Origin of the sequence: Campylobacter sp. CNRCH_2015_1657, assembly GCF_025772685.1 — a bacterium.
In the GTDB taxonomy this organism is placed as follows: domain Bacteria; phylum Campylobacterota; class Campylobacteria; order Campylobacterales; family Campylobacteraceae; genus Campylobacter_D; species Campylobacter_D lari_D.
The window spans coordinates 19640-44690 of the sequence record NZ_JAKMSO010000010.1 but is presented as its reverse complement, the minus strand read 5'-3'; the positions used below and the strand labels follow the sequence as shown (position 1 = coordinate 44690).

Below are 25051 nucleotides of genomic sequence, written 5' to 3'. Positions count from 1 at the left end.
TGAGCTAACGAGACAATCAAAAAATGAAATTATGCCAAAAGAATATTTTTTTGTCAAGATCTAAAATAAAAATTTAAGCATATTCTTAAATATGCTTAAATTTAAACAATTAAGCTAAGTCCAATGACACTTTTCCATTTTTAATTTCTGCCACCTTAACTTTAACCTCATTACCAATTTCTAGCTTTTCCTTGAATTTAGAATTATGCAATAAACCATCTACGCCATCTCTAAGTTCTACAAAAACTCCAAATTCTACAACTTTTTGAACTTTTCCTATAAATTCTTCTCCGATATCAAATTTAGGCACTTCTTTTCTATCGCGCTTTTTATTAGAACCTTTAGAATGAACTAAATTTAATATATATTCTTTGCTTTGAGAAATAAAATCATGATTAATTCCTGCTATTTTAACCTCACCTTTATCTCTATCTAAGTCAATATTAACTTCAAATTTTTCTATAATCTCTTTTATAGTTTTACCACCTTGGCCAATAATATCAGGGATTTTACTTGGATCTACATTAAAAATTTCAATCTTTGGTAAAATTGCTTCATTAACAACTATGTTTTGATTGGCCTCTTCCATTAATTGTAAAATGTGCTCCCTAGCTTCTTTTGCTTGATATAAAGCCTCTTTTAAAACTTGTTGCTCTATACCGCCAAGTTTTATATCCATCTGCAAAGCAGTGATTCCCTTGTAACTTCCTGCTACTTTAAAATCCATATCCCCATCATGATCCTCAAGACCCATAATATCTGTTAAAATAGCATATTTTTCATCTTCAAAAACAAGTCCCATTGCCACACCTGCCACTAGTTTTTCACTTTTTACCCCTGCGGCTCTTAAAGCCAAAGCACCACCACAAACAGTAGCCATAGAACTAGAACCATTACTTTCTAAAATTTCAGACACTAAACGAATAGTATGAATATAATCCGTATCAATACTAGGATGTAAAGCTCTTTTTGCTAAATTTCCATGCCCTAACTCTCTTCTACCTGGAGCTTTTATAGGAGTAGCCTCACCTACGGAAAAACCTGGAAAATTATAATTTACCATAAATTTTTCGCATATAGGATTTTTTTCTGTTAGTAAATCTGACATTTGCGCATCATTATCACTTCCCAAGGTAGCTATAACCAAAGCTTGAGTTTGCCCTCTAGTAAAAAGACACGATCCATGTGCATTTGGCAGAATATTTGTCTCTATATCTATCTTTCTAACATCTTTCAAGCCTCTACCATCTGCCCTTTTATTTTCATTAAGAATTTGACTTCTAACAAGCTCTCTTTTGCACAAATATAAAGCTTTCTCAATATCTTCAATTTTCCATTCATTTTCAATAGCATTAGCTTCATTTTCAATCTCTTTTGCTATTTGTGAGATTTCACTTGCTCTTTCACTTTTTGCCATTTGGTTAATTGCAATTTTAAGCTTTGAGATATAGGAATTTTTAATAAAATCAACAATTTTGCCACCATCTGTTTCTATTTTAAATTCAAGTTTGGAATTTTTTCTATAAGCAGCAAAAACTCTTTCATATTCATTAGAGCCACGCAAAATCGCATTACCTGCAAATTCTAAAGCCTTTAAAACATCATCCTCATTAAGCTCGTTCATACAATGTTGACCATTTTGTTTGTTTGCTAAAGCTCTCATTTCTATCATTAAAAGCTCATCTTTAACACCTGCCACATAAAGGTCTAGGGTGCTATTTTTTAATTCACTATTGCTTGGATTTAAAACAAATTCATTATTCATACGACCTATTCTTACACCACAAACTGGCGCTTTTATAGGAATATCACTTAAATATAAAGCAATGCTTGCGGCATTTAAACTCATCACTTGCAGATCTACTTCAGGATCAGCAGAAAGAACCATTACTACAATTTGAGTTGGATAGGCATAGCCTTTTGGGAAAAGAGGTCTTAAACTTCTATCTATAATCCTTGCACTTAAAGTTTCATTATCACCTGGTTTAGTTTCTCTTTTTACATAACCACCTGGAATTCTTCCTGCTGCATAAGCTTTTTCTATATATTGTACCGTAAGAGGTAAAAAATCCTCTTCTACCATTTTTTCTTCTCTGGCAACAGTTGCCAAAACTACAGCATTTTTTTCTTGCATTAAAACTGCACCTGCTGCTTGTTTTGCAACCTTATTAGTCTCAAATATTTCAAGATGATTATTAATATTTATTTCATGTCGCATGATTTTTCCTTTAATATTTTCATCATAGGCAAAAACCAAATAAGCTTTTTAAATTTTAAAAATTAAAACTTAAAAAGCCTGTTTTTGTTTTGCCTATAAATTTATATCTAAACAACCGATTGTTTAGATATAAATTTATCTCTTTAATGGAAGATAATATTTACTTTCTTCTAAAATATCTAAAATTTCATGAGCTTGCAAAATCGTTTTATTTTTAAAATAAAACTCAATATTCACAAAATGATCAATTTTTTGCACACAATAAACCTCATCTACAAAAACACCGATATATTCATATACATCACTTGGCATTAAAGCAGTAGCATAAACAATACTATTTACTTCTTCTTTTAACAAACTTTTAATACATGAAGAAGCAGTAATTCCACTTTCGCAACCTTCATGCAATATTAAAATATTTCTCCCTTTTAAATCCTTTAAAAGATTTCCTTTTCTATAACGATACACATTTTTTAAAATTTTTTCTTCGTAGGTTCTATTGGCTTCACCATAAATATAATCTAAACTTATATCAAAAGCTTTAACTAAAGCCTCATTATAAACCAACTCCTTTGTTTCACTAATCATAGCTATTTGACATTCATCATTATTAGGAGCTTTAATTTGTTCTGTAAATAAAAAATCATATGGAATTTCTAATTTTTGTGCTAGTGCATCAACAAAAACTATCGATTTTAAAGAAGGTGTAATAATAATATAATCTTTTAGTTTGTTTAATGGTAATATATCATATAATTTCTCAAGTGCATCTTTTTCATCTTCAAAAAATATCATATCGACCTTTCATTTTCCTCTAAAGAAAAATCATAAGATACCCCGCCTAATGGATAAAAATTAAACATAAAATATACACCACTTTGATCTTTAGCACTAATACCACCACTTGTAAGTTTAGGTGAAATATCTTTGCGATACATCAAAGAATAATTCCAACATTTTCTTTGATAAGTATAACCTATTTCCCATTTTTCAGGATCTTTGTTCAAATCAAACCACAATCCGCCAAAAATTTGATAATTAGTATTTATATCATATTGGGCTTTAGTTCCTATAAAATTATATTTTTCATTTTCATACATTCTATAAGCATGGTTTAAACTAATCTTCCATTCACCATAATCAAACAAAGCTTCACTAAAAACCTTATCAAAACGATTATCAACTCCAGAATATTCAGCTTCATTTCTTAAACTTATATAATCATTGTAAAAATATTCTACAACATTATCAAAAGCACCAAAGCTACCTTCTTTAGTAAAGTATTTAACCTTCAAGTTATGATATAATTTTTTTTTGCCTAAAGTATTATAAAAATACTGATACATTGAAAAATTAAGTTGCTCAGGATCATTTTTTAACTCTACAAAATCTTCAGTGATTTCACCCGATTTAGCTCCAGGTAGAAAATAATTAACCCCTAAATATAGAGTATGATAAAAATTTTCATATGGCTTTGAAAGATCTGTATATAAAGAAAAATTATGAGAATTTCTAAATAAATGTTCTTGATTTTTAACATCTGTATTAGAATAATCTACAAAATTTGCATATATCCTTTCTGTGAACGCAAAATTTAAAAAATCATCAAAAAAACTCGTATGATAAATTAAAGGTAAATCAAAATCTAAAGTTTTAGCATAAATACCCGTATGTCTATAATACCTATGAAAAGAAGCATCCAAGCTATATTGTATATAATTATCAAAAAATCCATTTAAATATCTATGATATTGAAAAGATGGATATTCTTGTAAAGTATCTTTATTGCTAATTTTAGAAGTGTCTATATAATACTTTGCATAAGCACCATAATAATTATCATCATCTGATAAAAAATAATTTATTTTAGAAGTAACTAAAGAAGCTTCGGTTTTTGCACTAGAACTTAAATTCATATAATCAACATCATTTAAATAAGTAGCATCAACCCATAAACCCTCTTGAAATTCTTCACCTAAAAGACTTTTAAATAAAGATTCATTTGAATATTTAACCTCTAAACCATAGTGTTCTTTATTTTTTAAATTTTCTTCTCTTTTATAACTTGATTTTTCACCAAAAATACCACCGCTAATTTCACCTTGAGAATAAGGGGTATCAATAAATCTTAAAGTTGAGTATAAGCCATAACCTCTTTTTGTTCTAATCTGAGGTTCAAATTGAATGTCCGCATTATCATCAATAACATAATAAATTGGCTGATTATAATATAGCCCCTCACTTTGTTTTAAAACTACTTGGGGAATTAACAATCCACTTTTTCTTTTAGTATCTACGCTAAAACCAAAATAAGGTAAATACATCACCGGAACATTTTTTACATATAATCTTGCATTATAAAGATGTAAAAAATTACTCTCTTTGTTTAATTTGCCTTCATCAAAACGAATTTCCCAATCAGGATTTTCAACATTACAACTAGATACAACAGACTTTTTACCCATTACAAATTTGTCATCAATTTTAGCTTGATGACATTGTAGCCAAACCTCCAAATCATTATTTGAAAAAAATAAATTTTTAAAAGCTGTAGTGTTATCTTTTAAGTTAATCTTTGTATAAGTAGAATTAGTTCTTTCTTTTTGCCCCCTTAAGATATTAACATCTCCAAAAAGCTCCAAATCTTTTGTTGTTTCATTAAATTTAGCCTCGCTTGCAGTTATCAAATAAAAATCAGATACCACAACTACATTATTTTTTGCCTCTATAATATCATTTTTTTTAACAACATCCAAAGCATAGATATCTACTTTAGAAGCATATAAACTTCCTATGCAAGCCAAAGAAAGTAATATTTTACGCAAGATCTATCACCACTGTTCTGGCCGCATAATCATGCCAAGTTTTTAAAACGATATTGCTTAAAGCCCAAGCAAAACCCAAACCATACAACATATCACTAATTTGCCTTACACCTGCTCTTAAAGCACTTTGAATGAAATTTGGTTTATCTAATAAGCTTTGATCAATAACCATAATCTTCAAAAGCATTTTTCCTAAAGTTGCACCATATAAATATGTAAATAAACTATGATATGTAAATTGCAAAATTAAAGTTCCACCAGCAAAACGTATTAAAAGATTGTGAATTTCATCATAAGTTTGCATAGAACTAATCTTATCAAATAAAATAATACTTACAATAGCTAAAATCACAAAGCTATCAACAATATAAGCTAAAAATCTTTTTTTAAAACTTGCTATTTTTAGCTCTTCTTTTTCTAGTTTGTCAAATAATTCTTGATTTGCACTCATTTAAGAACCTGAAAAGCAATATCTTTTCTATGTTGTTTTCCTTTAAAATGAACATTATCACAAAGCATATAAGCGTTTTTTTGCGCTTCTTCAATACTTTTTCCAGTTCCTACACAAACTAATACACGACCACCACTAGCATATAGTTTGTTATTTTCTAAAATTACTCCAGCATAAGAAATATGAGAATTTTGCGGAATTTCTCCTATATCAATTAATGCTTTTGGAGAATCTTTATAAGGATAGTTTTTACTTGCACAAACCACACCTACTGCAAATTCATCTTTGATTTTTATACGAGTATTTGCAAGATTTTTATTCACACATGCTAAAAATAAATCCAAAGGATTTTCTATCAAAGGCATCAAAACTTCGCACTCAGGATCACCAAAACGCACATTGTATTCTAAAACATAAGGTTTATTATTTACAACCATCAAACCTATAAACAACACTCCAACAAATTCAGTACCCTCTTCTTTCATACCTTTAAGAGTTGGTACTACTATATCTTTTTTTACTTGCTCTAATAAATTTTCACTTGCTAAAATACTTGGAGCATATGCACCCATTCCTCCTGTGTTTGGTCCCTTATCATTATCTAGTAATCTTTTATGATCTTGTGCAGCAGGTAACAATATAAAATCATCTCCATCGCAAACTGCAAATACACTTAATTCAAATCCGTTGAGATATTCTTCTATAACAACAATCTTACCGGCTTCACCAAAACTCTCTCCGCTAAGCATATTTTTAGTAGCCTCTAAAGCTTCTTCATGGCTTTGAGCAATAATCACACCTTTGCCCGCACACAAACCATCTGCTTTTACCACTATAGGAGGAGTTAAACTCATAATAAATTTCTTAGCTTTCTCATAATCTGTTGTATTTAAAAATTTAGCTGTTTTAATTTTATATTTTTTTAAAAAACTCTTCATATAAGATTTTGAAGCTTCAAGCATAGCAGCAGCTTTAGTAGGACCAAAAATAGCAATATTATTTTCTTTAAAAAGATCTACTATACCCTCTGCTAGAAAATTTTCACTTCCAACTATACAAAGATCAATCTCAGATGCCTTTGCATAAGCTGTAATAACCTTAGGATCTTTCATATTAAGATTTGTTCCTATTTTAGCGGTAGCACCATTTCCTGGTGCAAAATAAAATTCCAAATTATCATTTGTTTTTTGAAGAGCCAAAGCGATAGAATATTCCCTAGCACCGCTTCCTAATATTAAAATTTTCATTATTTTCCTTAAAATATCAAAACCCAAATGGCCGGAGTATAAGTGTCTGACCCTCAAAAAGTCAAAGTATGCCATTAGGTGATTTTTAAAGGCTGCAGCTTCTCGCTTTTTTTCAAAACTCAAACGAAGTCACAGAACACGGTAAATCACACATCACAGCTTATAATTAATGTGTTGGATCCTCTTTAATACCATATCGAACCATTTAGGCATTCTAATTATAACTAAGAAAACTTAAAAATAGGGTTTAAAAGGATTTTTATAAAATTTTGAATTTAGTTTTAGAGTCCTTTTTTAAAAAATACTTTCCTTCTAAAATAACATCAGCAACAGATGCCCAAATAGTTTTTTCATCTACATAAACTATATCAAATTCAGTATTTTTCATCAATCCTTGATAATTTACTTTTTTAGGTGCATGCTTAACAACATAATAAGGATTCATTGCAAAAATTTGGATTTTCATATTAACATATAAATCAGGATTGGAAGTAACTATTAAAAAACTTTTTTCACATTCTTTTCTTACTTTTTTAACATAAGAAAGCAATAATTGATCATTTGGATTTAGCGCATGTTTATTTAATCTATTTAAATAAAGTTCAGCAAAAGAAAGAGTGCAGAAAGAAATTTCGCTTGCAGTTTTAAAATAAGAATTTTTTATACTTGTTGATTTTAAAGATTTTTTCCAAATTTCTATATCTAATTTTGTAGCACATATATTTAAACCTTGTTTAATTTTCTCAAAAAGTTTCTCTCTAGCCATATTAAAACTATTATTAAAAATGGTAAGATTTTTTTCATAGAAAGACTTTCTCATTGCCTCTAATTTTTCAATGCTTTTTGTAAAATAATCTACTTCATTTTTTATTTCAACAAGCCTTTGTTTTTTACTTTGTATCATTTCTTCAAATTCTTGTCGTTTTTTGCCACTTTCTGTTTCTATTCTCGCTTGTTTTGATTTAATATCTGTAATCAAAGTACTCATTTGGCGATCAAGTGCTAATTTTCTATTTTTCCTATTATCGATCGAAGCAAGAAGTGCTTGATAATGACATTGATGAGACAAAAAGACTTCATCATACAAACGCTCCATGTTGATATGTTTTTGTTTATCTTTCATATCTTTATAAGCCATTTCAAGATGTACTATAATATTTTTCATAGCAGAAAAGTCAGCTTGGTTAATGGTATTATCTGAAAAAAGCAAAGTATCCAAAGCCTTATGTAAAAAACGCTTCATAGCAAAAAAATCTATAATATATGGCACCTCATCTGTATTAATATCTTTCACAGCATTGATTGATAGTGTTTCATTATAAAAATACCTTTGAATGGCTTGTGGGATAGTCAAATTTAGAGTAATCTTATCAAGATTATCATAATCGGTTTCTCTATAAAGCTCTTGAACATAAGCATCACGCCTTGTTAGTCTTAAATCCTCCAATTCATCATCACTATCTGTTTTCCAAAAATCTCTTTCTTTGATAAAATCATTATCTCCAAATTCTTGAAATTTAGAAGGTCTTAAATCTGTAATATGCTTTCCATCGGATCTAAACTCAACAAACATACCAACCGTTGGCATGCTTCTTTTATCGTGCCAAGCATGTTTATTAAATTCAAAAAATGTTTTTGCAAGATTAATTACTGTTCCTCTTCCAGTACCATCCACATAAACCATTATTTTTCCATGCATATCCAAATCCTTGATCTAAAGAAAAATTAAATTCTTATTTTAACTTTGTTTTTATAAATTTACAATAATATTTTAAAATTTATTAAAAATAACTATCTTAGGTATTTAATCTATGTTTTTATATCAATACTTTAAAAATCCAAAGCAAACAGGAGCATTTTGTGCAAGCTCAAAAAAACTAAGCAAACTCATAACCTCTCATGTTCAACATGCAAAAAATATTATTGAAATAGGACCTGGAACAGGAAGTTTTACCAAATATATCCTTAAGCAAAAAAATCATGATGCAAGATTTTTTGCAGTTGAAATTAATCCACATATGGCAAAAAAACTACAACAAAATATAAAAAATATAGATTTAGAAATTAGATCAGCAGAATTTTTACCTGATATGTTAGAAAAAAGAGCAATCAACAACGCAGACTTAATTATTTCTGGAATTCCTTGGGCTTTATTAAATTCCAAAGAACAAGATTTATTATTAAAATCCATTCATGAAGTTTTAGAGGAAAATGGTTGCTTTGCAACATTTGCATATATACTGCCCACGCCAAAAGGAAGAGCTTTTAAGAAAAAACTTTTTACTACTTTTAGCAAGGTAGAAATTTCACCTATCATTTGGCAAAATCTCCCTCCTGCTTTTGTTTATTTTTGCACTAAATAACTATTCCCATTCAATAGTCGCTGGTGGCTTACTAGAAATATCATACACCACACGATTAATTCCTTCTACTTCATTAATAATACGGCGTGAAATATTTTCTAATAACTCATAAGGTAAATGAGAAAAAGTAGCTGTCATACCATCACTTGCATTCACCACACGCACGCAAACTGCATTATCATAAGTCCTATTATCTCCCATTACGCCAACACTTTGCACATTTAAAAGCACGCAAAAAGCCTGCCATGTTTTATCATACCAACCACTGCTTTTTAATTCTTCAATCAAAATCACATCAGCTTTTCTCAAAAGCTCCAAACTAGGCTCATTTACTTCACCCATAATGCGTATAGCAAGCCCTGGTCCCGGGAAAGGATGACGATAAACTACATCTTTACTCAAGCCAAGTTCTATTCCTAAAGCTCTTACCTCATCTTTAAAAATTTCTTTTAGAGGTTCAATAAGTTTTAAATTCATCTTTTCAGGTAACCCACCCACATTATGATGAGATTTTATGGTTTTACTAGCTCCTACAACCGAACTTTCAATAATATCAGTATATAAAGTTCCTTGTGCTAAATATTTTACATCTTTATGTTTTTTAGCTTCTTCTTCAAAAACTTCTATAAAGGTATTTCCTATAATTTTTCTCTTTTGTTCAGGATCCCTAACACCTGCTAAGCGACTTAAGAAAATCTCCCTAGCATCAATACTAATTAGATCAATACCTAAAGTATGTCTAAACATATATTCAACTTGCTCTTTTTCACCGCTTCTTAAAAGACCATTATCAACAAATACTACTACCACTTGATCTTTTATCGCACTTGCTAGTAATGCAGCCACTACACTGCTATCAACCCCACCACTAACAGCACATAATACCTTATCATTACCTACCTCTTCTTTAATTTTTTGCGCTTGAGTTTTTGCAAAAGATCCCATATTCCATATACTATCACAATTACATGCATACTTAGCGAAATTTTTTAAGATGCTTTTTCCAAACTCACTATGTTGAACTTCAGGGTGAAATTGTAAAGCAAAAAATTTACGCTTTTCATCTCCAAATACACAAAAAGGACTATTTTCACTTGTTGCTAAAACCTCAAAACCTTGTGGCAAATTTTCTACCTTATCAGAATGACTCATCCATACCGTTTGTTTTTTAGGTAAATTTTTAAACAAGTCACTATCATTTTGAATATCTATAGTTGCTTTGCCATATTCTTTATGACCTGCTGGAGCTACATTTGCACCAAAATGATGTGCCATAAGTTGCATACCATAACAAATTCCTAAAACTGGTATATTTAAATCAAAAACACCTTTATCACAAAAATAAGCATCATTTGCATATACACTAGCCGGTCCACCGCTTAAAATAATACCCTTAGGCTCTTTAATTTTAATTTCATCTAAACTTACATTAAAAGGTAAAATTTCTGCATATACGCCCTGCTCTCTTAATCTTCTTGCAATGAGCTGTGTATATTGCGAACCAAAGTCCAAAACCAAAATATCTGCTTTTTTCATCTAACTCCTTTATAAATTTAACAATTGAAATTGTACATACCAAACTATAATAGATACTATATATCCAATTAAAATCGTCCATACATATTTTAAATGAGAGTTAAAAGTATAAATTCCCTTCATTTTTCCCATTACCCCCACACCAGCTGCTGAGCCAAAGCTTATTAATGATCCTCCAATTCCTGCTGTAAGAGTTACTAAAAGCCATTGAGTATCATCCATACTTGGATTAGCTTTTAATACCGCACTCATAACCGGAACATTATCTACAATAGCAGATAAAAATCCTACGCCTATATTAATACTAGTAGCTCCAAATTTTGTATAAAGATCGGAAGCATAAGCAAGCCATCCAACAAAATGTAAAGCGCCCACAGCAGATAAAATTCCAAAGAAAAATAATAAAGTATCCATTTCAATACGCGTCATATAATGAAAAATATTTAAATCTTTTTTACCTTGTTTTCTATTGAAAAAATACATATATAAGCTGAGCAAAGAAAGACCAAAAATCATACCCCACATTGCAGGCAAATCGCAAATACTATGGATAAAAACTGCTAAAGCGATAGTTAAAAAACCAAGCACAATAAATACTTTACCACCTGGTTTAATTTCAACTTTTTCTAGATTATCTTTATGAAAATTTGGCTCAACATCAGGCACATAACGCGATAGCAAATAAGCCGTAAGAAACCATCCAATAAAAGAAGCAGGAAAAAGAGCAAAAAATTCAAAAAAGGTAGCTTTTTTTGCCGTCCAAACCATCAAAGTAGTAATATCACCAAATGGCGACCAAGCTCCACCAGCATTAGCTGCTACTACAATATTTATAGCACCTGGGATTAAAAATTCTTTATTATGTTTATCTATAGTTAAAAGCACAGTAGATAAAATCAAAGCTGTGGTAAGATTATCTGCAATCGGAGAGATAAAAAAAGCCAAAATTCCTGTTAGCCAAAATAATTTTCTATAAGTATAACCCTTGCTTACAAGCTTATATTTTAAAGTTTCAAAAACCGATCTTTCTATTAATGCTTCTATAAAAGTCATTGCTGCTATTAAGAAAAACACAATTTGTGCGATTTCCAAGATAAGATGATTAACACTTTCTTCAAGTATTTGCGTGTCTAAATCATTTACTACCATATATATGCCAATGACAATAAAAGAAAATGTTCCTATAAACAAAGCAGGCTTAGTTTTGTTGATATGATATTTTTCTTCTGCTGCTATAAAATAATACCCCAATACAAAAATTATTAAAACACCTATACCCAAAGCACTAAAAGCCAAATTTAACTCATGAGTTTGACCTGCTAATAAAAAGCTAATACTAAAACAAAGTAAAAAAAGTATTCTACTCATATTTCACTCTCCAAAGATTGGAATTTTTTTATTTCCTTTACGCTGCCATTATTATCTTTTATTTCATAAAATGGGGCAGCTTTATAACCACATGCACTTAAAAATATTAATAAAAAAAATGTTACAATAATTAAATGGAAGTTAAAAATGATATTAAAACAAGTCGTGATGTTATTGATATATTTGCTAATTCTGAAAAATATAAACATTATAGACCTTTAAAAGCACTTTTGCAATATAAAGAGTTTTTAAAACTATTTAACCATAATCACCAACAAATGATTACTAAACTCTTTATAAAAAATAATACTTTGATTATTTTAGTTAAACACCACATTGCATATATGGAGCTTAATCACGATAATACCAAAAAAATGATTAAAAGTCTCATAAAAAACTATATTTTAGCCAAGCCAATGAGTAATTTTGCAAAAGTGGAAAATATAAAAATACTTAGCGACAAAAACTTTATATCCAAAAACAATACTTTTAGCGCACATAAAAAAACTCATCTAGAACTTTCTAATGGAAATTTTAAAAACCATTTTGAAAATCCTATTTTATATAATAAATTTGAAGAACTACGAAAGCTTATAAAAAATGCTTGAAAATGAACTCAAAACCTTGCCTAATTTACCTGGCGTGTATCAGTATTTTGATATACAAGGTAAGCTTTTATATGTAGGTAAAGCCAAGAATTTAAAAAACCGCGTTAGAAGTTATTTTAATTTCACTCCAAATCTTTGCCCAAATCCTAGCAATAGTTTAAGAATTCAAAAGATGATTAGCCAAACACATCATTTAGAATTTATTACCACAAAAAGTGAGGCCGATGCTTTAATACTAGAAAATTCTTTTATAAAACAATTACACCCAAAATACAATATATTATTAAGAGATGATAAAACCTACCCTTATATTTATATAGACTTAAATGAAGATTTTCCAAGATTTGAGATTACAAGAAAAATTATCAAAAAAAATAAAATAAAATATTTTGGTCCCTTTTTTAAAGGAGCAAAAGAGCTTTTAAATGCTTTATATTTATCTTTTGAGCTAAGACAAAAGAAATCTTGCAAAGAACTTTGTCTTTTTTATCAGATTAAGCGTTGCAAAGGTCCGTGCGAGCAAAAAATTTCTAAACAAGAATATGAAAAAATTATCCAAAAAGCCACACAAGCTCTTTTAAATCCCTTATCTTTAACAAAAAATTTAGAAAATAAAATGCTTGAATACGCAAAGAGTGAAAACTACGAAGAAGCAGCTCTTATAAGGGATCAAATTAAAACAATTGAAGATTTAAGTGTAAAAATACAAATAGACCTTGCAAAATTAGAAGATTTTGATATTTATGCTATTTATTGCGAAGAAAACATACTCTCCATGGTGCGTTTTGTAATAAATAATGGTAAAATCATTAGTTCAAATCATAAAATACTAGCTCTTAATAATCAAAACGAATTTGACTTAAATGCAATTTATAAACAATATATTCTAGAAAATTACACACAAGAATCTCCAATAAAATCAACTCATATTTATACACACAAAGATTTTGAAGACATGAAGCTACTGCAAGATCTACTCAGCGAGAGATTTTCTAGAAGATTTTACCTTAAATCGCCAAAACTTGGTGAAAAAAAAGCCCTGTGTGAGCTTGCTCTAGAAAATGCAAAAATAAACATACAAAAGCATTTAAAAAATGAAAATTATTTATTTTTAAAAGAATTAAAAGATTTTTTCAATCTGCAAAATTATCCCAATCATATAGAAATTTTTGATAATTCTCATATGCAAGGTGATGCAATTGTAGGTGCTTTAGTAACCTTCAAAGATGGGAAATTTGATAAAAGCTCTTATAGACACTATCATTTATCTTATAAAAATGATTATGATCAAATGCTTCAAATCCTTAGTAAAAGAGCTTTATCCTTTGATAAAAATCCACCGCCTGATTTATGGCTGATTGATGGCGGGAATGCCTTATTGAAACTAGCAAATGATATTATTAAAAGTTCTGGAGCAAATGTGGATATTTTAGCTATATCTAAAGAAAAAATAGATGCTAAAGCTTATAGAGCAAAAGGAAGTGCGAAAGATAAAATTTATACTCAAGAAGGAAAAATTCAACTTTCTACCGATGATAAAAAATTGCAATTTTTACAAAAATTGCGCGATGAGACACATCGCTTCGCAATTAGTTTTCACCAAAAAACAAAAAGAAAACAGGACCTACAAAGCTCTAAGTTGATACAACTTGGAATCTCTCAAGGTTATATTAAAAAATTTTTAGATTATTATGGTAGTTTTGATAAAATCAGTAAAGCCGATTTTAATGAATTAAAATCACTTTCTAATATAAAAATAGCCAAAATAATTAAGGAAAATTTATGATATTTTTTATTAGTTCTTTAACTTTGATTTTATGTTTTTTCAATTATTATTTTTTATATCCAATTGATCAAAAATTATTCTATATTTATACCTCTATTAGTATTTTAATATTTATCATTACATGTATTTATTTAATTATAAAAAATCAAAAACTTAAAAAAGATAATATCATTATTCAAGAAATAGAAAAATTTTTAAAAATATCAAGTTCAACCTCTTTAATAGATCTAAAAGAAAAATTAAAAACATCATTTGAGCTAACGCAAAAACAATTGCAAGATCAAAAAATACAAAACAAACTTTTACAAAAAAACTTACAATATCTTATTCAAAGTTTTAACTATATGCGATTAGAAAATTCCATTGCACTAAAACCGATTTTAAAAAAATATCAAATAAATACAAAAACAAAAAATATTATTTTTAAGAATATCCACGCATGCATTGTAAATGATGATGTGATTGAAAATTTTTTATTACAATGTATTTTATTAGATATAGGCATTAGTAGTGAAATTTTTGATGATTTTCAAAAAGTAGAGAAAAAATATTCCTTTATTATTTCAAAGAAGAAAATAAAAAATACGCTAAACTACACATTTGTAGATGTCAATGTCAAAGATCTTATCAATTTTTTAAGTACAAATTTTAAAGAAGAAAGTTATCAAATAGCAAATTTATACAATGTATTGATTTTTAAATCTTCTAGTTTTGAAAATAATCTAATTTTAAATATAACCAATCAATTTTGCTCAAATAATCAAATCGTAGATAGCCTAAGTGATTTTAAGAACGCTTTAAAATTAAATTTTAGATTAATTTTGGTTGATTATGAAGTCATAAAGTTCGATATTTTACATTTTAGTCAAATACTACATGAATATAAAATACAAAATTCACAAAATAAAATTTTACTTTTTACCAAAAATAGAGTTAAAAATTGTGATTTTGCCGATGAAATTATAAATGACATTAGCAAAAATGAATGGATAATTTTACTTAAAAAATATATTAATCAAGTTTAGTTCTATGATTAATAGCCTTATGTAAAGATATAAAATCGACATTTTCCAAACTAACACCGCTTGGAATACCTTGGGCTATTTGGGAAAAACTCAAATTTAAATCCTTTAATTTTTCCTCTATAAAAAAAACTACAGCATCTGAATTTAAGCCTTGAGTAAAAGCGAAAAAAATTTCTTTGGTATTTTTGTTTTCAATCATTACTCTTAATTTAGTAATATTTTCTTCGTTAGTATTTTCTAGTACAAAATAAAGCCCATCATAGCTTTTACTATCTTCTAAAATTAATACATCTTTAGGATCTTGCACTATACAAATAATATTATTATTTCTTTCTATATCAGAACAAACTTCACATAATTCATTTTCACTTAAAGCCCCGCATTGTATACATTTTTTAATCCCTCTAATGGATTCTTCAATACTATAAGCAAGTTTAGAACCTAGCAAAGGATCTTTTATACAAACATGATAAGCAAGTCTTAATGCGGACTTTTTACCGATAGTAGGCAATGCAGAAAATGCATTTACCAATTCATTAAATTTTTCTAAATCTTTCAAGTCATTTTAACCTTGAAAAAACAATCTTAAAAATATGATAACCATCTTCATAACTATAAGTTAAATTATAACCATGAAGATTGCAAATATTATTGATAATATAAAGCCCCAATCCCATACCTTCAACTTGAGTATTTTGTTCTCTTACAAAAGGTTTCAAATAATAATCAAAAGTTTTTTTAAGTTGAACCCCTTTATTTCTAACAATTACATAGTCCCCCGAACATATAATCTCACAAGCTTTATCGTCAGAATATTTAATAGCATTATCAATCAAATTTTTAAGCATCAAGGAAAAAAGTTCTAAATCAGCAACAATCATAGTATCTTCTTTGTAAGAAATCTTAACTTTTTGATAAAAATCATCTCTCATGAGATAATCTTCAGCCTGCTCTAAAATTAAGCTCAAATGATAAGTTTGCAAATTTAGTTGGCAATTTCTAGATAAAACTTTTTCAATTTTACCAAATTCATCAATCAATAATTCAAGTCTTTCAAAAATCGCTACTAAGCGGTCTTTTTGTTTTTGATTGTCTAGCATCTCACAAACTATCCTACCTTTTCCAATAGGTGTTTTAAGTTCATGCATAATCATTCTTAAAAAAAATTGTCTTGATTTTACTAATTCTTGTATTTTATTAATAGCATGGTCAAATTCAAAAGAAATTTCTGAAATCTCATCATTAATTTGTGAATATTCAGATAAAGGTTCTATTTTTCCAGCACTAATATTTTTAATTTTCTTTTTTAAAATTTTTAAAGGCATTAAAGATCTTAAAACAGAAAAATATAAAAATATAATCAAAATCAAACTAAAAAAGAAACTTAGTAAAAACAAATACTCTAAACGCGTAGATGCATTTAGCTCATAAAGCTGCTTTAAATTAGCTTGTTCAACATAAAAAAAAATTTGATTATGATAAATAATAGAAGAAAAACTACCGTAAGCAGAATTAACCTTAAGCACCTTTTCACCTTTTGCAACTATATGTTTTGCGCTGCGTTCATTTTCAACTATTTTAAAAGACTTAGAAAGAAGATAATCATAAATTGAAAAACCTTCTTTTCTTTCTAAATTATATATAATTTTTTCTACAATTTCTTTTTGTCTATTTTGCTCATTGGTTAAATAAGAATCAACCTGAACCTTACCCAAAAGCACAAATAAAGCACAAACAAACAAAAAAGCCGTTGCAAAAAGAACGGTAATCTTAAGATTAATAGTTACTTTCATCCTATTAATTTATATCCTATCCCTCTAACTGAAAAAATATGCTTTGGTGCCTTCGAACTATCGCCGATCTTAGTTCTAAGCCTACCAATAATTACATCTAAACTTTTAGAATCTTTATCTTTTAAGCTTTTGCAGTGATACACAAGCTGCTCTCTGCTAACTGAAAATCCATGTTGTCTTATCATATAACTTAAAATTTCATATTCAGCAGGAGTTAAAATTAAAACCTCTTCATTGTAACTAATCTCATGTCTTTTTTCATCAATTTTAAAAGCTGAATTGATTATTTTTTCAGGAGTTTCATTTACGCGTTTTGAACGACGGATTAAACTCATAATTCTTGCATGCATTTCTTTAGGATCGTAAGGCTTTGGTAGATAATCATCCGCACCTATTTGAAGTCCTACAATTTTATCACTTAAATCGCTTCTAGCTGAAGAAATAATAATAGGAATACTATATTTTTCTCTTATTTCGCGACAAACTTCAAGACCATCAAGTCCAGGTAAAGTTAAATCAAGAATTAAACAATCATAATTTTTTATACCAGCACTCATTCCCAAATACGGATCTTCATAATTAGTAACTTTGATATTAAATTGGGCCAAATATTCTGCTAAAAACTCTGCAAAATCTGGATCATCTTCGATCATTAAAACATTAATCATCTCTACCCCTTATTAGTGAAAATATGTTACGAACTTAATATTATAACACATAATTTAACTATTCATTTATTTTTTTGCTAAAATTATAATATTAATTTTTCAAGAGAGGAAAAAAGTGGAACTTAATTATTATGAAATATTAGAAATTTCTCAAACTTCAGATAAAGAAACTATAAAAAAAGCTTATAGAAAAATGGCATTAAAATATCATCCTGATAGAAATCAAGGAGATAAAGAAGCTGAAGAAAAATTTAAACTTGTCAATGAAGCTTATGAAGTACTTAGCAATGATGAAAAGCGAAGTATATATGATAGATACGGCAAAGAAGGATTAAAAGGACAAGCCGGTGGTTTTGGTGGTTTTGGAGATGTTGATTTAGGGGATATATTTTCAAGTTTTTTTGGAGATGGATTTGGTTTTGGAAACTCAACGCGTAAAAAAGAAAGAGGAAATAAATATCCACATGATTTAAAAATAGCGGTAAAGATTAGCTTCAAAGAGGCTGTTTTTGGCTGCAAAAAAGAAATTGATTTTACCTATAAAACATTTTGTAAAATATGCAATGGTAGTGGATCAGAAAATGGAAAAGAAGATATTTGTTCTCATTGTGGAGGAAAAGGACAAGTTGGTGTTAGACAAGGTTTTATGACTTTTGTACAAACTTGTGATCATTGTAAGGGCAGTGGGAAAATAATAAAAAATAAGTGTAAAACATGCCATGGAAATGGTTATGAAGAAATAAAAGATCATATAGAACTTGATATACCAGAAGGTATTGATAGCGGTATGAGTCTTAGAGTGCAAAACAAAGCAAATGAGCTTCCAAATTCTTCTCAAAGAGGCGATTTGTATATCAAAATCGTTGTAGAAGATGATAATAAATTTATTAGACATGATGATGATATATATACCATAGTACCTGTATTTTTTACCCAAGCTGCTCTTGGAAAGACAATTAAAATTTCCACCATAAGAGGAGAAGCTGATCTTAAACTTCCAGTGGGTGCAAAAGATAAACAAAAATTTGAATTAGCTAATGAAGGTGTTAAAAATATCCACAATGGAAAACTTGGTTCACATATTGTACAAATTGAAATAAAATTTCCAAAAACACTTACTGATGAACAAAAAAATCTACTATTGCAACTTGAAAAAAGCTTTGGCTTAGAAAATGAGGAAGCTTTTATAGAACAAGAAAGCTTGTTTGATAAAATCAAATCTTGGTTTAGTCACTAAGGAAGTTTTAAAGCCATCTCCATGGCTTTATAAATTTCTTCTGTTTTTTGACACTCTAAAAATAGCTCAAAAGCAAAAACACCTTGCCATAAAAGCATTTGCGTGCCATCTTTTATTTTTAATCCATTTTCTCGTGCCAACTTTAAAAAAGATGTTTCTCTACTATAAATAACATCAAAAGCATACTTAGCTTTTTGAAAAATATTTTTTAAAATCCTTTCTTCGCAAGGTAAACTTTCATCATGTAAACCTGCACTAGTCGTATTTATTATCAAATCAAATTGTGTATTTAAATCAAGTTGATCATATAAAAAACATGGATAATTATTTAAATTTTTAAATCTAACACTAGAGCGATTTGCTATTGCAACTTCAATATTTATAGATTTTAAAGCATAAGCTAAAGCTTTAGCGGTGCCACCAGCACCTAAAATCAAAGCATTTTTAATAGAAAAAAAATTTTCAATTGCTTTTAAAAATCCCAAATAATCTGTATTGCAAGCATAAATTTTACCATCTTTGTTTATTAAAGTATTGGCAGATCCTATTTGCTTAACACTTTCATCACAAAAATCTGCAATTTTATACGCTTCTTCTTTAAAAGGTATAGTAATATTTGCTCCATCAAATTTTTGAACAATTTCTTTTAATTTTGCTTTATTTTTTAAATGGTATCTTGTATATATTGCGTCTTTTTTAAGAACTTGCAAAGCATTATTGTGCATTCTTGGAGATTTAGAATGCACAATAGGATCACCTATAACTGTGAAAATTTTCATTTTACTCTAAAAGTAAAAGCACCTTTTGCGATTTTAGAACGCACCTTTTCCAATTCAGCTTTTAATTCGCTTTCTTTATAAGGCCCAACTAAAACTTTTGTAAGTTCTTTGCCATTTACTGTTGTTTTGTAAATTTTATATTCATATCCATTTTCTTTAAGTATATTTAATTCTTTTGATTTAGGATCAAGACTATTTAAAGAAAAAACTTGAATATAAGTACCTGCAGGAAGTTGTGTTTGAATACTTGGGGTTTTTATACTCTCAAACAATTCATTTGCATTGCTTTGCTCTGGATCTTTTGGCTTTTCAACAACATTAGTTTTTGATTTTTCAGAAGGTTTTTGAATTGGTTTTTCTATAGATTTTTCTACAGGCTTAATCTCTTCTTGTTTTTCTTCCACCTTAGCTGGCTCTTCTTTTGGTTCTGTTGATGTAATTTGATCTAATACACTATTGCTTGGAATTTCCTGTTTTTCCTCTATGGTATTATTTGCATCAGCCAATGAACTTTCTTCTTTCAGTTTTCTAGCTAAAGCTTCAAATTCATCCTCTTCTTTAGTATTATCCGTAATAGGCAAAGAATTAAAATTATTTTCATAAGAAGCTTGCTCTTGCGGCTCTGATGGCATTTGTAGTGATTTTTCCTCGCCTGGATCATTAATTAACTTCATTGCTATCATTACTACCAAAAACACAATAATTAAAATAATCGATCTGAGTAAAATTTTTTTAAGTTTTTCACTTTTATTGCTTTTTTGCAAGATAATATCATCAAACTCATTTTTGTTGTTTTCTTCCATTTTTCATCCTTTCAAAAATTACATATGTTTAGACCAAGAAGCGCCACGCTCTTTTTGATAAACCTCATAAGGTAAAGTTAAAATATTAAATTCCTTAGGTATATCCATACTAGGAAAAACTTTCCACTCTACAGGCATTTTTTGAGAAAAAAGCAAAGATAATTTTGTTCCCAAAGAGCATGCTTCATTAAAAGTAGTATGTCCTTTATGGATATACAAATGCAAATGATTATTAGTTCTTGTTTTATAGGCAGTAAAATTTATAAAACCTTCTTCCCTTAAAACAAGCTGTGCTCTATGCCAAAAACGCTCTGCGTTAAAACCATTGTAATCAAATACAATATTTTCAACCTTATCAAAACTATTAATCAAAGAGTGTGCTACAATAATCTTTTTTTCCATATGTTCTTGTATAACATTAGCTGTCAAAGGAGCATTTACTTTTTCGAATTTATCAAAAAAAATTCTACCTTTATGCTCATATTTGTTAATTATAGCATTACGCTTAATATAATAATGGCTTGTAACCATTTTAATTAAAGCCAAATCCATAGTTGTAATCAAAATAAAGCCCTTTCATAAATAATAAAATTACTTGCCAAATTTTTCAGTTTAACTTTAATCTCTTCTTGTAGTTTTGTATTTTGTATATCATCTAAAATATCAGCTATATAATTTGCAACAATAGCAATTTGCTCCTCTTTAAAACCTCTTGCTGTTAAAGCTGCTGTTCCAAGTCTTAAACCACTCGTTACAAATGGACTTCTAGTTTCCCCTGGAACCGTATTTTTATTTGCTGTAATACCTGCTCTTTCTAAAGCTAAATCTGCATCTTTACCACTAAAATCTTTATTTAAAAAGCTTAATAAAATTAAATGATTATCAGTACCACCGCTAACTAAATCATATTTTCTATCTATTAGAACTTGAGCCAAGGTAGCAGTATTTTTAATGATTTGCTTAGCATAAATTTTCCACTCATCACTTAAGTTATATTTAAATCCAACAGCTTTGGCGGCAATTACATGCATTAATGGACCACCTTGAATACCCGGAAAAATTGCAGAATTGATTTTTTTGGCAATTTCTTCATCGTTACTCATAATAATCCCGCCTCTTGGACCTCTTAAAGTTTTATGTGTTGTAGAGCTTACAACATGAGCATAGGGAAACGGGCTAGGATGCTCACCTGCTACAACCAATCCTGCAATATGCGCAACATCAGCAAATAAATATGCGCCAACCTCATCTGCTATTTCTCTAAATTTAGCAAAATCAATCACTCTAGGATAAGCACTAGCACCACAAACAATAAGTTTTGGCTTAACTTCTTTTGCTATCTCTCTAACTTTATCATAATTAATTCTCCCATCAAGCTCTACCCCATAAAAAAAACTTTCATAAACTTTTCCAGAAGAACTTACTTTAGAACCGTGAGTTAAATGTCCTCCGTGACTTAAATCCATACCCAAAATTCTATCACCAGGATTTAACAATGCCATGTATACACCTTGATTTGCTTGAGAACCTGAATTAGGCTGCACATTGGCAAAATTACAATTAAAAAGTTTTTTACATCTTTCTATAGCAATTGTCTCAATTTCATCTACAAATTCACATCCACCATAATATCTTTTACCAGGATAGCCTTCTGCATATTTATTTGTTAAAATACTCCCCATTACTTCCATTACTTCTGGTATAGTGAAATTCTCACTCGCTATCATTTCAAGACCATCACATTGTCTTGCTAACTCCTTTTGGGTTAAATCAAAAATTTCTTTATCAAAATTTTCCAACATTTACTCTCCTTTTACCTCATTTTTAAGTGGCCTCATAGCTGGGAAAAGCACTACATCACGAATTGATTTTTTATTAATTAAAAGCATGACTAGCCTATCTATTCCTATACCTTCACCTGCAGTTGGTGCCATAGCATAGCCCAATGCATTAACAAAATCTTCATCCATTTCACATGCTTCCTCATCACCTGCATTTTTAGCTTCAATTTGCTTTAAGAATCTCTCATATTGATCTAGCGGATCATTAAGCTCATTAAATCCATTAGCAATCTCTCTACCCGCGATAAACAATTCAAATCTTTCAGCAATATCCTTATCCTTATCACTTCTTCTAGACAAAGGACTTATAGAAATAGGAAAATCTATTACAAAAGTGGGATTAATCAACTTATCTTCAACATAATTATCAAAAAGTTCAGCTTGCAAATGACCTAATTCCAATTTTTCATTGGCTTCAAAACCATCTTTTTTTAATTTTTCTAAAATTAATTCTTTATTATTAATAAGCTCATCATCTAAACCGCCATATTTTTTCAAAGCATCTTTATAAGTAATTCTTTCAAATGGTTTAGAAAAATCAATTATTTTTTCATCAAATTCGAGTTTTTTATCTAAATTTAATTTATCCAAAAGCATAGCAAAAAGCTCTTCTGTTAAATCCATCAAATCATGATAATTATGATAAGCCCAATAAAACTCGATTGTAGTAAATTCAGGATTATGTGTTAAATCCATTCCTTCATTTCTAAAACATCTATTAATCTCATAAACTGCCTCAAAACCACCTACAATCAAACGCTTTAGATATAATTCTGGAGCAATTCTTAAAAATCTTTCCACACCTAAAGCATTATGATAAGTCACAAAAGGCTTTGCATTTGCTCCTCCTGCAATAGGATGCATCATTGGTGTTTCAACCTCTAAAAATCCTTTATTATCAAAAAAAGATCTAATGTAAGAAACAATTTTAGAACGCAAAATAAAATCTTTTCTTACTTCACTATTCATGATCATATCAAGGTATCTTTTTCTATATCTTTGCTCAATGTCAGTAAGCCCATGATATTTTTCCGGTAAAGGCACTATGGCTTTTGTAGCTATTTGAATTTGCTCAACATGAAGACTAAATTCTCCTGTTTTAGTCATAAAAGGAAAACCTTTAACCAAAACAATATCCCCTACTTCAAGATATTTTTTTAAAATAGCAAAGTATTCTTCCCCTAAAATATTTTGATTAAAATAAATTTGAATATTATCTTGCTCATCTTCTATATTGGCAAATACCGATTTACCAGCTATTCTAAGAAGTTTTAATCTTCCTGCTAACACTCCATATACTTTTTCATCACGCTGATTTTCCGTATCTTTAATGTATGTAAATTTATTTTTATATTCAACTATACTCATTTCTTTTTTCAAAAAATGTGGATATGGATTAATTCCTAGCTTTTTTAATTCTTGTGCTTTTTGAATTTTTTGTTGTTCTAAAATATTATCAAACATTAATTTTACCTTTATTTTTTACTACATTGCGGACATAACCCATAAAGTTGCATTAAATGCCCTGTTAATTTAAAATTATATTCTTTTGCTATTAACATTTGTTGCTGCTCAATAATAGAATTTTCAAATTCAACTATTTCTCCACAACTTTTACAAATTAAATGATCATGATGAGGTTTATTTGCAAGTTCAAATTTCTTCCCTGAAGCTCCAAAAGATATAGAAGTAGCCATGCCCGATTCTTCTAATAAATTTAAAGTTCTATAAACTGTAGCAATTCCTACATTTAATTCAGGATTTTTTTGCTTGATTTCCACATACAAACTTTCTGGGGTATAATGCATATCACTATTATATAAAGTTTTCAAAAGCACTTCTCTTTGTTTGGTATATTTTAAGCCATTATCCTTAAGTGTCTTCTTAAAGCGCTCAAGTAAAACATCATATTCTATATTTTCAATTTGCATTATTTACCTCCGAATTTAGACTTATATTAGAATCTTTAATTCTTTCTTCTATTTTTTCTAAACTATTTTGAGTAAAATCAGTATTCATTATAAATTCACCTGTTTTTCTAAGTAAATTTAAAGTATGACTATTGTTTGCATATTTTTCTAAACTTGAATTTAAAAATTCTATATTATTAATACAAGCAACTAAAATTGCAAAAATTAAAAATATTTTAGCACTTCCAAATAAAAATCCACCTATACGATCTATAAAACCAAGACCACTCATGCTAAACATTTTTGATAATATATTTCCCAAGGCCATACATGCTATCCATATCACGATTAACAAAACTAAAAAACCTGCAAAAATAGCAAGGTTTTCATTTTCAATTGCATAAAAATTATTATTGATAATCTCTGCTACCTCTTTAGCATATCTTGAAGCAAGTAAAACCCCACCAACTATACCCAATAAACCAAAAATTTCTTTAAATAAGCCACTTACCAAGCCTTTTAAGCCTAAAATTACAGTCAAACCTAAAACAAAAACATCAAACCACGAAAAATTTTCCATCTACGCTAAACTC

23 protein-coding genes are annotated in these 25051 nt (G+C 28.8%); 5 read left to right on the top strand and 18 right to left on the bottom strand.

Annotation, left to right across the window (positions count from 1 at the left end):
• Positions 1 to 109: 109 nt before the first annotated feature.
• The 6 genes from L8X27_RS07105 to L8X27_RS07080 form a co-directional block, all read right to left on the bottom strand.
• Complete coding sequence (locus L8X27_RS07105) at positions 110 to 2218, bottom strand: polyribonucleotide nucleotidyltransferase (protein WP_263659813.1); 2109 nt, start codon at positions 2216 to 2218, stop codon at positions 110 to 112.
• 135 nt (positions 2219 to 2353) lie between these two features.
• Positions 2354 to 3013, bottom strand: coding sequence for a phosphoribosyltransferase (locus L8X27_RS07100; RefSeq protein ID WP_133319883.1), 660 nt, complete (start codon positions 3011 to 3013; stop codon positions 2354 to 2356).
• Positions 3010 to 5046 carry an LPS-assembly protein LptD gene (locus tag L8X27_RS07095; protein WP_263671706.1) on the bottom strand — a complete coding sequence of 679 codons (2037 nt, stop codon included), beginning with the start codon at positions 5044 to 5046 and terminating at the stop codon, positions 3010 to 3012. Before L8X27_RS07095 ends, L8X27_RS07100 begins: the two co-directional genes overlap by 4 nt.
• A complete protein-coding gene (locus tag L8X27_RS07090; protein WP_263671705.1) occupies positions 5036 to 5494 on the bottom strand; it encodes an RDD family protein in 459 nt (152 codons plus the stop codon). Before L8X27_RS07090 ends, L8X27_RS07095 begins: the two co-directional genes overlap by 11 nt.
• Positions 5491 to 6741, bottom strand: a complete 1251-nt coding sequence (gene purD / locus L8X27_RS07085; protein WP_263671703.1) for a phosphoribosylamine--glycine ligase — start codon at positions 6739 to 6741, stop codon at positions 5491 to 5493. Before purD ends, L8X27_RS07090 begins: the two co-directional genes overlap by 4 nt.
• Positions 6742 to 7000: 259 nt before the next feature.
• On the bottom strand, positions 7001 to 8440 hold the full coding sequence (locus L8X27_RS07080; RefSeq protein WP_263659810.1) for a hypothetical protein: 1440 nt from the start codon (positions 8438 to 8440) through the stop codon (positions 7001 to 7003).
• A 112-nt stretch (positions 8441 to 8552) separates the two neighbouring features.
• Between L8X27_RS07080 and L8X27_RS07075 the strand changes: the two genes are divergently transcribed.
• Complete coding sequence (locus L8X27_RS07075) at positions 8553 to 9104, top strand: class I SAM-dependent methyltransferase (RefSeq protein ID WP_133319878.1); 552 nt, start codon at positions 8553 to 8555, stop codon at positions 9102 to 9104.
• On the opposite strand, the gene guaA is transcribed toward L8X27_RS07075, so the two are convergent.
• Both guaA and nhaD read right to left on the bottom strand, forming a co-directional pair.
• Positions 9105 to 10640 (bottom strand): glutamine-hydrolyzing GMP synthase, encoded by a 1536-nt coding sequence (gene guaA / locus L8X27_RS07070; RefSeq protein ID WP_220567179.1) that lies wholly within the window; start codon positions 10638 to 10640, stop codon positions 9105 to 9107.
• Between the two features lie 9 nt (positions 10641 to 10649).
• Positions 10650 to 12008 carry a sodium:proton antiporter NhaD gene (nhaD, locus tag L8X27_RS07065; protein ID WP_263671702.1) on the bottom strand — a complete coding sequence of 453 codons (1359 nt, stop codon included), beginning with the start codon at positions 12006 to 12008 and terminating at the stop codon, positions 10650 to 10652.
• A 134-nt stretch (positions 12009 to 12142) separates the two neighbouring features.
• Here nhaD and L8X27_RS07060 point away from each other — a divergent pair, with 134 nt between their 5' ends.
• Genes L8X27_RS07060 through L8X27_RS07050 form a run of 3 tightly spaced genes read left to right on the top strand, consistent with a single transcriptional unit; the run spans position 12143 to position 15427 of the window.
• Positions 12143 to 12616, top strand: coding sequence for a hypothetical protein (locus tag L8X27_RS07060; RefSeq protein WP_263659807.1), 474 nt, complete (start codon positions 12143 to 12145; stop codon positions 12614 to 12616).
• Complete coding sequence (gene uvrC, locus L8X27_RS07055; protein WP_263671700.1) at positions 12609 to 14402, top strand: excinuclease ABC subunit UvrC; 1794 nt, start codon at positions 12609 to 12611, stop codon at positions 14400 to 14402. Before L8X27_RS07060 ends, uvrC begins: the two co-directional genes overlap by 8 nt.
• On the top strand, positions 14399 to 15427 hold the full coding sequence (locus tag L8X27_RS07050; RefSeq protein ID WP_263671698.1) for a hypothetical protein: 1029 nt from the start codon (positions 14399 to 14401) through the stop codon (positions 15425 to 15427). Before uvrC ends, L8X27_RS07050 begins: the two co-directional genes overlap by 4 nt.
• On the opposite strand, the gene recR is transcribed toward L8X27_RS07050, so the two are convergent.
• The 3 genes from recR to L8X27_RS07035 are packed head-to-tail and all read right to left on the bottom strand — an operon-like array spanning position 15414 to position 17888.
• The gene (recR, locus tag L8X27_RS07045) at positions 15414 to 15986 is read right to left on the bottom strand and encodes a recombination mediator RecR (RefSeq protein WP_263671696.1); all 573 of its coding nucleotides are present in this window, start codon (positions 15984 to 15986) and stop codon (positions 15414 to 15416) included. The genes L8X27_RS07050 and recR overlap by 14 nt on opposite strands.
• Before the next feature lies 1 nt (position 15987).
• On the bottom strand, positions 15988 to 17220 hold the full coding sequence (locus tag L8X27_RS07040) for an ArsS family sensor histidine kinase (RefSeq protein ID WP_263671694.1): 1233 nt from the start codon (positions 17218 to 17220) through the stop codon (positions 15988 to 15990).
• The gene (locus tag L8X27_RS07035; protein ID WP_066006696.1) at positions 17217 to 17888 is read right to left on the bottom strand and encodes a response regulator transcription factor; all 672 of its coding nucleotides are present in this window, start codon (positions 17886 to 17888) and stop codon (positions 17217 to 17219) included. Before L8X27_RS07035 ends, L8X27_RS07040 begins: the two co-directional genes overlap by 4 nt.
• Before the next feature lie 115 nt (positions 17889 to 18003).
• Between L8X27_RS07035 and dnaJ the strand changes: the two genes are divergently transcribed.
• Positions 18004 to 19125: a molecular chaperone DnaJ gene (gene dnaJ, locus L8X27_RS07030; RefSeq protein ID WP_263671693.1), complete on the top strand. Its 1122-nt coding sequence runs from the start codon at positions 18004 to 18006 to the stop codon at positions 19123 to 19125.
• Here dnaJ and L8X27_RS07025 read toward each other — a convergent pair.
• The 7 genes from L8X27_RS07025 to L8X27_RS06995 are packed head-to-tail and all read right to left on the bottom strand — an operon-like array spanning position 19122 to position 25038.
• Positions 19122 to 19904, bottom strand: a complete 783-nt coding sequence (locus tag L8X27_RS07025) for a shikimate dehydrogenase (RefSeq protein ID WP_263671692.1) — start codon at positions 19902 to 19904, stop codon at positions 19122 to 19124. The genes dnaJ and L8X27_RS07025 overlap by 4 nt on opposite strands.
• The gene (locus L8X27_RS07020) at positions 19901 to 20707 is read right to left on the bottom strand and encodes an SPOR domain-containing protein (protein ID WP_263671690.1); all 807 of its coding nucleotides are present in this window, start codon (positions 20705 to 20707) and stop codon (positions 19901 to 19903) included. Before L8X27_RS07020 ends, L8X27_RS07025 begins: the two co-directional genes overlap by 4 nt.
• 18 nt (positions 20708 to 20725) lie before the next feature.
• Positions 20726 to 21271 (bottom strand): DUF1882 domain-containing protein, encoded by a 546-nt coding sequence (locus L8X27_RS07015; protein WP_263671689.1) that lies wholly within the window; start codon positions 21269 to 21271, stop codon positions 20726 to 20728.
• Positions 21268 to 22509: a serine hydroxymethyltransferase gene (locus tag L8X27_RS07010; RefSeq protein WP_133319865.1), complete on the bottom strand. Its 1242-nt coding sequence runs from the start codon at positions 22507 to 22509 to the stop codon at positions 21268 to 21270. The genes L8X27_RS07015 and L8X27_RS07010 overlap by 4 nt, the downstream gene beginning before the upstream one ends.
• Positions 22510 to 24012: a lysine--tRNA ligase gene (lysS, locus tag L8X27_RS07005; protein WP_263681165.1), complete on the bottom strand. Its 1503-nt coding sequence runs from the start codon at positions 24010 to 24012 to the stop codon at positions 22510 to 22512.
• Positions 24013 to 24023: 11 nt separating this feature from the next.
• Complete coding sequence (locus L8X27_RS07000) at positions 24024 to 24479, bottom strand: Fur family transcriptional regulator (RefSeq protein WP_043019516.1); 456 nt, start codon at positions 24477 to 24479, stop codon at positions 24024 to 24026.
• Positions 24469 to 25038, bottom strand: a complete 570-nt coding sequence (locus L8X27_RS06995; RefSeq protein WP_133319863.1) for a CvpA family protein — start codon at positions 25036 to 25038, stop codon at positions 24469 to 24471. Before L8X27_RS06995 ends, L8X27_RS07000 begins: the two co-directional genes overlap by 11 nt.
• Positions 25039 to 25051 lie beyond the last annotated feature (13 nt).

What these genes read in the sequence shown, in the direction of transcription:
- lysS (WP_263681165.1), bottom strand. Translation starts at nt 24,012, where the DNA reads ATGTTTGATAATATTTTAGAACAACAAAAAATTCAAAAAGCACAAGAA.
- L8X27_RS07040 (WP_263671694.1), bottom strand. Translation starts at nt 17,220, where the DNA reads ATGAAAGTAACTATTAATCTTAAGATTACCGTTCTTTTTGCAACGGCT.
- purD (WP_263671703.1), bottom strand. Translation starts at nt 6,741, where the DNA reads ATGAAAATTTTAATATTAGGAAGCGGTGCTAGGGAATATTCTATCGCT.
- L8X27_RS07020 (WP_263671690.1), bottom strand. Translation starts at nt 20,707, where the DNA reads ATGGAAGAAAACAACAAAAATGAGTTTGATGATATTATCTTGCAAAAA.
- L8X27_RS07025 (WP_263671692.1), bottom strand. Translation starts at nt 19,904, where the DNA reads ATGAAAATTTTCACAGTTATAGGTGATCCTATTGTGCATTCTAAATCT.
- L8X27_RS07050 (WP_263671698.1), top strand. Translation starts at nt 14,399, where the DNA reads ATGATATTTTTTATTAGTTCTTTAACTTTGATTTTATGTTTTTTCAAT.
- L8X27_RS07075 (WP_133319878.1), top strand. Translation starts at nt 8,553, where the DNA reads ATGTTTTTATATCAATACTTTAAAAATCCAAAGCAAACAGGAGCATTT.
- L8X27_RS07105 (WP_263659813.1), bottom strand. Translation starts at nt 2,218, where the DNA reads ATGCGACATGAAATAAATATTAATAATCATCTTGAAATATTTGAGACT.
- L8X27_RS07010 (WP_133319865.1), bottom strand. Translation starts at nt 22,509, where the DNA reads ATGTTGGAAAATTTTGATAAAGAAATTTTTGATTTAACCCAAAAGGAG.
- nhaD (WP_263671702.1), bottom strand. Translation starts at nt 12,008, where the DNA reads ATGAGTAGAATACTTTTTTTACTTTGTTTTAGTATTAGCTTTTTATTA.
- L8X27_RS06995 (WP_133319863.1), bottom strand. Translation starts at nt 25,038, where the DNA reads ATGGAAAATTTTTCGTGGTTTGATGTTTTTGTTTTAGGTTTGACTGTA.
- L8X27_RS07080 (WP_263659810.1), bottom strand. Translation starts at nt 8,440, where the DNA reads ATGCATGGAAAAATAATGGTTTATGTGGATGGTACTGGAAGAGGAACA.
- guaA (WP_220567179.1), bottom strand. Translation starts at nt 10,640, where the DNA reads ATGAAAAAAGCAGATATTTTGGTTTTGGACTTTGGTTCGCAATATACA.
- L8X27_RS07060 (WP_263659807.1), top strand. Translation starts at nt 12,143, where the DNA reads ATGGAAGTTAAAAATGATATTAAAACAAGTCGTGATGTTATTGATATA.
- L8X27_RS07000 (WP_043019516.1), bottom strand. Translation starts at nt 24,479, where the DNA reads ATGCAAATTGAAAATATAGAATATGATGTTTTACTTGAGCGCTTTAAG.
- L8X27_RS07100 (WP_133319883.1), bottom strand. Translation starts at nt 3,013, where the DNA reads ATGATATTTTTTGAAGATGAAAAAGATGCACTTGAGAAATTATATGAT.
- L8X27_RS07035 (WP_066006696.1), bottom strand. Translation starts at nt 17,888, where the DNA reads ATGATTAATGTTTTAATGATCGAAGATGATCCAGATTTTGCAGAGTTT.
- uvrC (WP_263671700.1), top strand. Translation starts at nt 12,609, where the DNA reads ATGCTTGAAAATGAACTCAAAACCTTGCCTAATTTACCTGGCGTGTAT.
- L8X27_RS07090 (WP_263671705.1), bottom strand. Translation starts at nt 5,494, where the DNA reads ATGAGTGCAAATCAAGAATTATTTGACAAACTAGAAAAAGAAGAGCTA.